Genomic DNA, 10,813 nt, shown 5'->3' on the forward strand with positions numbered 1-10,813 from the left:
GAAGTGTTCTATTGGATGCATCGTTATTCCACCTCCCAAACAAAATCTCCAGAATAATACACTATGTACTTCTGTTATCTTTATCGACATCTTCTCTCACAAACTTTAGCTAATTTAGGACACCACCGAAATTTCCACCCCCTAACCCCCGCCCTAATCATGTCCCACAATTTTTACTGGACACTGTGAAGAGTGATAATTCACAATTCACAATTGACAATTCACCATTCACCATTTTAAGGAAATTTAGGGAAGAAATTGTGAATGGTGAATTGCGAATTGTGAATGAATGTAACATTGTCCAGTAAAACTTATGGGTAACGATAAGAACCCCTGCCAGCGGGGGACAACCCGCCTCTGACCTCTGTCTTCTGCCTTCTGCCCTTTGCTATTTATCCGTGTCAATCTGTGTTAATCCGTGGCTGAATAGTTACCTCTTCTACTTTTATTCCTGCTTACTTGCTTTTAACCAGACCATTAATATTGATATATCCACTGGTCGGATGCCGGAGATTCGAGATGCCTGACCAAGGGATAATGGTCTGATTTTTGAAAGTTTATCTTTTGTTTCATTAGAAAGCCCGGTAATGGCAGAATAATCAAAACTCATTGGTATCTTCCAGTTTTCCATTTTTTTGAACTGCTCTACTTGTGCCATCTGCCTTTTGATATAGCCTTCATATTTAATCTTTGTCTTTACCTGCTCTATAACCTCAGGCAGGAGACCTGTGTCCCAATCCAGAGATTCACCTCTTCTCAAAAGCTGGGCTAAAGGTGTTCCTTTTATCCGGGTCTGATTTAATCTATAAACTTCATTCTCAATCTGTTTTTTCTTATTTAAGAGTTTATCATATTGGGCATCCGCAATCAAGTTAAATTTATGTCCGTAATGCATCAATCTTAAGTCTGCATTATCCTGACGCAGAATTAACCGATATTCTGCCCGTGAGGTGAACATTCGGTAAGGCTCCTGGGTGCCTTTTGTGACTAAGTCATCAATCAAAACGCCAATGTATGCCTGTGCACGATTAAGAATGAATGGTTCTTTCTTTTTTAATTTAAGCACGGCATTTATTCCTGCCATAATGCCTTGAGCCGCGGCTTCTTCATAACCTGAAGTGCCATTAATCTGTCCAGCAAAGTAAAGATTTTCCACGAGTTTCGTTTCAAGGGTAGGTTTTAATTGGGTTGGTGGGACAAAGTCATATTCAACTCCATAGCCGTAGCGTAGGATTTTTGCATTTTCTAATCCTGGAATAGTTTTAATCATCTTTTCTTGAACATCCATTGGCAAACTTGTCGAAACACCATTCAAATAAACGATATTAGAGGTTCTACCTTCTGGTTCAATAAATATTTGGTGTCTATCTTTTTCAGCAAACCTGACAATTTTATCTTCAATAGACGGACAATATCGGACTCCAGTGCCTTTAATCTTACCCAAATACAAAGGCGAGCGGTCAAGATTATTCTGGATTATATTATGTGTAGTTTGATTTGTGTAGGTCAAATAACAGGGGATTTGTTCAATCTCAATCTTTGAAGTAGAAAAAGAAAATGGTTGAGGGAATTTATCCCCATCCTGTTGGATTAAATTAGAGGTATCAATGGTTGCACGGTCAATTCGTGGGCTTGTGCCGGTTTTCAATCTACCCAATTCAAATCCAATCTCTTTTAATGAACTGGATAATCCATAAGCGGCTTTTTCGCCAATTCTGCCGCCTTCATAAGACTCAAGTCCAATATGAATAAGTCCATTTAAAAATGTTCCGGTCGTTACAATAACTGCTTTCGCTAAATATATGTTGCCCTGACTTGTGACTACTCCAACCACCTTATTTTTTTTTACCAATATCTTTTCAATCACATCTTCAATAATCTCAAGATTTGGCTGGTGTTCGACTATCTTTTGCATAGTTTGTTGATAAGCCTGTCTATCGGCCTGGGCTCGCGGAGACCTGACCGCAGGGCCTTTTTTAGTATTGAGCATGCGGAATTGAATGCCGGTTTTATCAATCATCTTTGCCATTTCGCCGCCAAGGGCATCTATTTCCCGAACAAGTTGTCCTTTAGCCAGACCGCCAATTGCTGGATTGCAGGACATCTGGGCAATGGTATCTTTTTGCATTGTCATCAGAGCTACCTTACAACCCATTCGGCTGGCGGCTAAACTTGCCTCACAACCCGCATGTCCACCTCCAACAACGATTATCTCATAATCACTCATTCATTAACCCCTCTTCATAAATAATCTTTAATCCTTCCAGTGTCAATAAAGGATTCACTGATTGAATATACCTTAATTCCTGACTGATTAATTCGGCTAATCCACCGGTAGCGACTATCTTTGGTTCTAATTCAAGTTCCTGTTTAATCTTTGTTATTATCTCATTTACCTGTCCAACAAATCCATAGAATATTCCTGCCTGCATGCTTTCAATTGTCGTTTTACCAATAACAGTTCCTGGTTTTATCAATTCTACTCTGGGAAGTAAAGCGGTTTTAGTCCACAATGCCTCAATGGAAATCGCAATGCCCGGGGCAATTGCTCCGCCTAAATATTCACCATTTTGAGAGACAACATCAAAGGTAGTTGCTGTCCCAAAATCAACAATAATTAGTGGTCCTCCATAAAGTCTAAACCCAGCAATAGCATTAACGATTCTATCTGCTCCGACCTCTTCTGGATTATCATAAAGAACAGGAAATTTAACCTTTGTTCCTTCAACAAACACTGGCTCAGTTTGAAAATAATCTTTGACCATCTGCGTAAATATGGGAATTAATGGTGGGACAACACAGGAGATTATAACGGCAGAGATATTCGTTTTAATCATACCAGAGATAATTTTCCCATATTCATCTGCGGTCTTTTTCTTATCTGTGCCAATCTTAAAGTGGCATTTCAATTCATCAGGGTCATAGACGCCAAAAACAATCGTTGTATTCCCAATATCAATGGCTAAAAGCATAACTTCCCTCCAGATTATACTTTAGCAAATAACCACCAGTTTGTCAAGTTTTATGTTGGAATGGGTGCATGTAAAATTTGTAGGTAAAGCCTAAAAAGGGAGATAGGGGAATAATGTGGGGATATGGAGATGAGTTTTTAACCCGTTTATAAAAAGTTATTGACTTAATCTTGAACCTTATGATATAATATAATTAAAAATAAAACCAAGGAAAGAAGAACTATTTATCCTGTTTCAATAGATAGATTTCTTCTTACCTGGTTCATTCTAAATGGAGGTGTATTTCTATGGAATTTTTAGATGTCAAAACAGATTTTGCTTTTAAAAAGGTTTTTGGCTCCCTTGAGAGCAAAGATATCCTCATAAGCTTTCTGAATGCGGTCATTGATTTTGGAGAGAATGAAAAGATAGTTGATTTAACTATTGTCGATCCTTATCAGATACCATTGGTAAAAGGGATGAAAGATACTTATGTAGATGTTAAAGCCAGGCTGTCGAACTATAAAAATGTGATTATTGAGATGCAGGTATTAAATGTAGAAGGATTTGAGAAAAGGGTTTTATACAATGCTGCCAAATCTTATTCGAGTCAATTACAGAAGGGAGAAGTATTTACGACACTTGAGCCTATTATTGCCCTGACGATTACAGATTTTATAATGTTTAGCGAGATAGATAATGTCATTTCTTATTTCAATCTCATCGAAAAAGAGACACTGATAAAATATAATGATGAGATAGAGTTAATTTTTATTGAGCTTCCCAAATTCAACAGGGAGGAAGAGGATTTAGAAACAATTACCGACAAATGGATATATTTTATTAAGAATGCTGGAACGCTTGAATATACACCAAAGAAATTGGTTGAAGAGGTTGAGATACAGGAGGCATTTGAGATAGCCAATACAGCCGGTATGAGCAAAGAAGAATTAGAGGCACAATTCAAGAGGCATGATTTTATATATCTCCAAAAGAATTCCATTGAATATGCCTTAAAACAAGGGATGGAAAAGGGAATGAAGGAAGGGATGGAAAAAGGCATGGAAAAAGGCATGAAAAAAGGCATGAAAAAAGGCATGGAAAAAGGCATGGAAAAAGGCATGAAAAAAGGCATGGAAAAAGGCATGGAGAAAGGCATGGAGAAAGGCATGGAGAAAGGCATGGAGAAAGGCATGGAGAAAGGCATGGAGAAAGGCATGGAGAAAGGCATGGAGAAAGGCAAGAAGGAAAAAGCCATTGAAATAGCAAAAAGTCTTTTAAATATGGGAGTTAATATAGAAACGATAACCAAGGCTACTGGTTTAACAAGAGATGAAATTGGTTGAAGGCTGTAGACTGAAGATGGGAGGGTATTGACAATAGAAGAATTCCTTAAAAGTTGGAATGGATGTAATGCGTCACTGAAATGGAGAATTGCTTACGGAGAAGGCATAAAGGAGAGGCATCAAGAAACCATCTAACCATTAAAACATCTAACCTTTTTTATCCTTCACCAGTTACAGATTCATAACCTTCCCCAAAATGACTGACGCATTACGAATGGGTGTAATCCGTCAGTGAAGTGGGGGATGCTAAAGAAGGCACAGAGGCACAAAGTTTTGGCATGGTTTGTATCAGTTCCTTACTCCATATTCCATTTTGTCGGTTACAACTCCCATAACCATAACCATAAGGATTAAAGTTAATAAACTTCCAAATAATCCTGCTTTAAAACTTAGCGGAAAATACACAAATTCAACCTGATGATTACCTCTTGGGAATTTGATAGCCCGAAAGATGTAATTCGCCCGATAAATTTCCGTTTTTTGCCCATCTACATACGCCTTCCAACCAGGATAATATGTCTCACTCAGGAATAAAAAACAATCAACCGGCGATGAGGCGTTAAGAATAATTTTATTCGGTTGATAATTTATTATCTCAAGTCGGGATTGGAGATTGGGGATTGGAGATTGGGGATTGGGGATTGGGGATTCTAAAATTACTTCTTTTGTCGGGTCGAACGAAGCTGAAATCACCGCCTTAAAAGCCTCCTTTCGATTCTTCACTACTCTAACTTTTGCCACTAAATATGCCCGCGGTAAAACCCCTTTATTTTCATATATTCTGATTATTCTATCTTCATTTTTAATCACACAAACCAGATTTAGTTCTTTAATAATATCTTCTGAAATAATATATTTAACATTTATCATTGAAATGAGTTTCCAGGTATTTGGTAATGGCACATTTTTTAAGAAATATATAAACCTGTCATAATCAACAATCGGAATTGCCTCATAACCGTATGCATCAAAAAGGAAATAATACATACCCAGATTAGGTGCTAAAACAGATTGCATCTTTTCGGATGCCTCAAGAAAAGATTTAGCCCTAACTTCCCGATACCTTTTCTCGGTCTTCGGTTCTAATAAAAATCTATAAAAGCCATCTTTACTTTTGATAACCTTAACTGTCTCAGGAACATAGTTATAAATATTCTGGTTAATAACCGGGTTAAGCGGCCATCCAAAAATCATTAATTCAAAACTCACCAGACTAATGACCACCGCAGAAAATAGCCATAATTTCATCTTGTTACCAACATAAATTAAAAAACAAAAGATACCCAGAAGAAAAATACCCAGACAGGGGCTGTGGAAATAACCGAATAGTTCATTGACTTCTTTAAATAAGAAAAAGCCTTCCTTAATCCAGCAAAGGATACAAACAACCATCAGACCAATGGCAGGTAAAACAAAAAGAGAGCGTTTTTTTTGTTCTAAATTTTCTAATAGATATTGAAATCCAAATCCAGATAAAATACTGATTGAGAAATTTATGATACAAAAAGATTTTATGGGGTAACGCATCATATTAAAAAGTGGTATGTGCTCATAGAAAAACTTATATAAGTTTCCACCATAAGATACCGTGATAAAACTTATGAGTATTATTATCCAGAAGATAATGAGTTTTCTTTGTTGTCTAAAAAATATGGCAATTAATGAGAACGAAAGGGGTAACATCCCCAGATGCAGGCTTTTAAAGAATTGTTGGTGCAAAAGAGTATTTGCCTCGTTAAAAAAAGGGACGATTAGATTTAAAAATTCATATTGAGAAAAAGCCCATTTAGTTGCTTCATTAAGACCAACTCCTTTTCCCCGCGTAGATAAAAGAGTTAACTCAAAAAAGGGTAAGGTTTGAAACAGGCTTAAGCCAAGAGCAATGAGCACCATAAGAAAATATCTCCGCATTGCCTTAAATGAAAAATACCAGAGTGCCCAAAGAAATAAGGTAATTAAGCTCAGATAAAAGACCACCGGGTCTCCACCAAGGAGTTGAATCCCGAGTGCAGTTCCACTCAACAGGGTGAAAATAAGCCCATTTGATTTTATAGCGATTGAATAAAGAAAAAAGATTATTGGAATCCAGGTTACAGAGGTTAAGGTATTAGTCAGGTCAATGCAAGATAGCATATACCCACTGAAGATATAGGTGAGACTACTGATTAATGCAGAGGATATGCTCAAATTCCAGTGTCGCATCAGGAGATAAACAAATATACCAGCCAAAAAGTAATGGATAACAATAAATAATTTAAGCGAAAGCATAAAAGGGAAGAGATAAAAAATAATTGAGATGGGATAAAAGATAGCCAGTTGAATTAAGGCAAAAAAAGGCATTCCACAATAAACATAAGGATTCCAGAATGGGAGAATGCCTTGTTTAAGACATAAAACCCCGTAGTGATAAAGTGGATAAAAATATCGGCTAAAATCACGATAAACAAAGGTTAAGTCCGTGAATAGAACATAGCTAAAGAAAAAAATGATTAATAATCCGATAATTAATATTCCTAAAATATCCTTTTTATTCAATTTTAGTTCCATTTGTTGTAACCGTTCACCTCACCACGGAGACACAGAGACACTGAGAAAAATATAAAATCATTCTCCGTGCCTCTGTGTCTGTGCGGTGAACGATTACTTAATTTCTTCCCGATGTTGGTAAATCTGGCAAATAACCTCACAAATCTTATTTAAATCCTCTGGTTGCAATTCGTCATAAATAGGCAGGCAGAGAATATTATTTGATATTTTCAGGGTATTGTCAAGATCTTCTTTATATTTAGGGTAGAAATGGCGATATGCCTTCTGGATGTGGACAGGTGGATAAAAGTATTTTCGGGTTTGGATATTTTCCATTTCTAATGCTGTGGCTAATTGGTCACGATTTAAACCAAATAATCCCTCATTGATTAAAATAGCAAAATCTTTAAATGTGCACAGGCAATCTTTATTTATTTCCTGAAATTCAATTCCTGGAATTTCGGATAACTTTGTTTTATAATCCTGTGCTAATTTATTTCTAATATTTATTAAATCTTCTATCCTGACTAAGTTTTTTAGCCCTAATATGGCAGAAAATTCAAGCATTCGGGCATTTAAGCCAATTAATTCACAATCATAATCCGATTCAATGCCGTAATTCCTCATTAATCGTAATTTTTGTGCCAGGTTTTCATTGTTTGTCGTGATTAATCCTCCTTCGCCAGTAGTCAATGTTTTAGTTGGGGTTAAACTAAATATCTCTGCATCTCCAAAACCACCAATTAATTTAGATTTATATTTAGCTCCAAATCCGTGAGCAGAATCAAATATTAGACTTAATCTATAATCTTTGGCTAAATTATCCAATTCGTCTATCTGAGGGGGATTGCCAAATATGGATACGGCTAATATTGCACAGGTATTTCCGGTGATTGCTTTCTCTACCTTAACAGGGTCAAGCGTAAATGTTCTGGGAGCACAATCAACATATCGTGGTTCAAGATTATTCCATTTTAATGAAAGGCAGGTGGCGGTAAAGGTAAAACTGGGAACAATCACTTCACCGATTAATCCTAATGCCTTTTCAACTAATATTAATCCTGATGTCGCGTTTGATACGGCAATGACATTTTCTACACCTAAATATTGAGCACATCGTTGTTCAAATTCGGCAACATATCTGCCATTAGTGATAATTCCTGAATCAAATGTTTCTTGTAATTCAGATTTTATCTCCTCTAATTTTGGCAGACCTGGTCGAGTAATTGGGAATAATTTCTGAAATGCTGGGTTACCACCTAAAATAGCGGGTTTATAATTCATTACGCCTCCTTATTATTCTGCCCGGGATACCTACAACCGTCACATTATCAGGCACATCTCTAATTATGACTGTGCCCGCACCAATGATAGAATTCTCACCAATAGTCAAATCATCAATCACTGTTGCTCCAATGCCAACAAAGGCATTTTTTTTAACCTTTACGCCACCAGCTAAATGCACCCCCGGAGCAATATGGACACCATCTTCAATAATACAATCATGCTCGACGATTGCCCCAGTATTGATAATAGCATTATTGCCAATTTTTACATCAGGATTGATTGAGACATTAGGCGAGATGACGATACCTTCACCTAAAATAGCACATTTTGAGATAACTGCGGAGGGATGAATTGCATTGATGAGTGAATAACCTATTTTTTTTGCCGCATCAGATAGTTCTATCCTCCTTTTATTATCTCCAAAGGCAACAATACAGCCATCTGCCTTATTTTTATACAATTCTGGTAAAAGAGATAACCCTCCTAAAATCTTAATTCCTTTAACTTCTGTTCCCCAGATTTGAGGATTATCACAGATATCAATAAAACATAAGATTTGAACATCTTTATTATACTGGAGAATATTTAACACCACCCGGCCTTGTTCCCCAGCACCTAAAATTATAACACGCATAAATCACCCCTAATTCTTTGTGTCTTTGAGACTGAATAGTTACTTATAGCACTTATTAATCGAAATTTGACATAGATATAGCGCTGAAATTCCAAATCACAAATTCCAAATTCCAAACAAATTCGAATGACCAAAATTCAAAACATTACCCCCCCATAGTTTGGTATTTAGTACTTGAAATTTGGTGCTTATTTGAGATTTGGTGCTTGGGATTTGGGATTTTTTACTTATCCACTCTGAGTAAAATTTTGACTAATAACTGCTATATAATCAAAAATTCTTCTTACACAAGATAAAACAAGACCCCACTATTTATATTTTTATAGCAGGGTCTTATTTTTTCATATTTTAAGTTTTTTTTCTTCTTATCAACGATAATTTTCATTGTTATTCCATTGCACTTTCCATCTTTTCGATATGTCCACTTGAGACTGCACCTTCAAATAACTTTTTAATTTGAGGTCCTAAGGCGATAAAAATAGCCACCACAATCACCGCAATCAAACCTATAATTAACCCATATTCCACCATTCCTTGACCTCTTTCTTTTCCTCTAAACCATTTTTTCAACAGGCTTTTCATCTTTTTCCCCACCTCCTTTAGATTTGGTAATTGGTTAATAGATACTATACTTTAGAGAGGCATATTTTGTGATTTCCTGTTACTATCAACTCAGGTTATCGGTTATCAGGTTATCGGTAAAGAGCAAGCAGTAGCCTGCTATCTCAAATTACCGATTACTTTAAATAATCACAATTTATACCCCACTGGAGTATACTTACCAATTCCTTGAATTTACTATATCATACTTTTAATTAATTGTCAAGTTAATTTTTTAAATATCCTAAAATTAACTCCTGCCAATTTGGGGTGATAATCTCAAATTCTATCATTAAATAAATAAGAGGAAGGTCAGATGGAATTAAATCTTGTAATCTGACCATATCCTTTTCAGTTGTAACAATAAAACTTACTCCTTGTAAATAATCTATTAATTTATTAATATCATTTTTTGTATAAACATAATGGTCAGGGAATTTCAGGTGTATAAATTTTTTTGTGGTGAGTTTTTTTAGAATAGTCTCAAAAGAATCAGGGTCAGCAATACTTGATAAAGCCAAAATATCTAAATCTTTAATGAATTCTAATGGGTATTCCTTTTTTGAATCAAACTCAATAAATTTTATTGGTTTATGAATACTTTCTAATATTGGTGCTTTGGGATTAATCCTTTTTAAGTTCTGAATAATCTCGTTTCTATTTAAAGATTGGTCTATTTTTGTAATAATAAAGATATCTGCCCTTTTTAAATTTTTAATTGGCTCTCTCATAATTCCCATTGGGAAAAGGGCATTATTACCATAGGGATTTTTGCCGTCTATTAAAACTATGTCCAGATTCCGTCTAAGTCGCCAGTACTGAAACCCGTCGTCAAGGATGATTATCTCTGCTTTAAATCTGTCCCTGGCATAGGTGGCAGAGTTAATCCTATTCTTTCCAATTATAATCGGGATATGTGGTAATTTTTTCGCTAAAAAATATGGTTCGTCTCCTGCTTCTGATGGTGTAAGAAATATTTGCTTCCCATCTGAAACAACAGCCATTTTATGCTCGTAGGAACTTTTATATCCTCTACTTAAAATAACAACCTTCTTATCTTGAAATAAGTTGGCTATTTGAATCACCGCCGGTGTTTTTCCCGTGCCACCTAAGGTAATATTCCCAATACTTACAACTTTTGCCCGACAGTGATGTTGGTTCATTATTCCTGTTTTATATAACAATAGTTTTATTTCTATAACGATATAGTAAAAAAAAGACAAAATATCCAGAACAAATAGGATTAGTTTATTGCCTCTTTCTTTTCCAAAGATAATTTCTTGAATATAATTAACCATTTTTTAACCTTTTCTGTAACTATTCACCGCAGAGACGCGGAGATACAGAGAAAAAATTAAAATCTCTTGGCTATACGCTTAATTCCATCTCTTAGAACAGAAACATTAAAACAATCTAACTTAAATCCTTTATATATTACAGGTAATTCAACTTGTCTTTTGAAAGCTAAC

The 10,813-nt window shown here is 35.7% G+C and carries 8 protein-coding genes; 1 reads left to right on the top strand and 7 read right to left on the bottom strand.

Annotated features, from left to right (window positions below; genetic code table 11):
- Nucleotides 1–445: 445 nt before the first annotated feature.
- Both mnmG and AB1414_08740 read right to left on the bottom strand, forming a co-directional pair.
- Nucleotides 446–2,227 carry a tRNA uridine-5-carboxymethylaminomethyl(34) synthesis enzyme MnmG gene (gene mnmG / locus AB1414_08735; protein MEW6607524.1) on the bottom strand — a complete coding sequence of 594 codons (1,782 nt, stop codon included), beginning with the start codon at nt 2,225–2,227 and terminating at the stop codon, nt 446–448.
- Nucleotides 2,220–2,972 carry a type III pantothenate kinase gene (locus tag AB1414_08740; GenBank protein ID MEW6607525.1) on the bottom strand — a complete coding sequence of 251 codons (753 nt, stop codon included), beginning with the start codon at nt 2,970–2,972 and terminating at the stop codon, nt 2,220–2,222. Before AB1414_08740 ends, mnmG begins: the two co-directional genes overlap by 8 nt.
- 287 nt (nt 2,973–3,259) lie before the next feature.
- Between AB1414_08740 and AB1414_08745 the strand changes: the two genes are divergently transcribed.
- Nucleotides 3,260–4,297 carry an Rpn family recombination-promoting nuclease/putative transposase gene (locus AB1414_08745; GenBank protein MEW6607526.1) on the top strand — a complete coding sequence of 346 codons (1,038 nt, stop codon included), beginning with the start codon at nt 3,260–3,262 and terminating at the stop codon, nt 4,295–4,297.
- 288 nt (nt 4,298–4,585) lie between these two features.
- Here the strand turns inward: AB1414_08745 and AB1414_08750 are convergent, their stop codons facing one another.
- The 5 genes from AB1414_08750 to lpxK form a co-directional block, all read right to left on the bottom strand.
- Complete coding sequence (locus tag AB1414_08750) at nt 4,586–6,844, bottom strand: YfhO family protein (GenBank protein ID MEW6607527.1); 2,259 nt, start codon at nt 6,842–6,844, stop codon at nt 4,586–4,588.
- 93 nt (nt 6,845–6,937) lie between these two features.
- On the bottom strand, nt 6,938–8,107 hold the full coding sequence (locus AB1414_08755; GenBank protein MEW6607528.1) for a DegT/DnrJ/EryC1/StrS family aminotransferase: 1,170 nt from the start codon (nt 8,105–8,107) through the stop codon (nt 6,938–6,940).
- The gene (locus AB1414_08760) at nt 8,097–8,744 is read right to left on the bottom strand and encodes an acetyltransferase (protein ID MEW6607529.1); all 648 of its coding nucleotides are present in this window, start codon (nt 8,742–8,744) and stop codon (nt 8,097–8,099) included. The genes AB1414_08755 and AB1414_08760 overlap by 11 nt, the downstream gene beginning before the upstream one ends.
- 387 nt (nt 8,745–9,131) lie before the next feature.
- On the bottom strand, nt 9,132–9,326 hold the full coding sequence (locus tag AB1414_08765) for a Flp family type IVb pilin (GenBank protein ID MEW6607530.1): 195 nt from the start codon (nt 9,324–9,326) through the stop codon (nt 9,132–9,134).
- 245 nt (nt 9,327–9,571) lie between these two features.
- Nucleotides 9,572–10,642 (bottom strand): tetraacyldisaccharide 4'-kinase, encoded by a 1,071-nt coding sequence (lpxK, locus tag AB1414_08770; GenBank protein MEW6607531.1) that lies wholly within the window; start codon nt 10,640–10,642, stop codon nt 9,572–9,574.
- Nucleotides 10,643–10,813 lie beyond the last annotated feature (171 nt).

This window comes from bacterium (assembly GCA_040755795.1).
Classification (GTDB): domain Bacteria; phylum UBA9089; class CG2-30-40-21; order CG2-30-40-21; family SBAY01; genus JBFLXS01.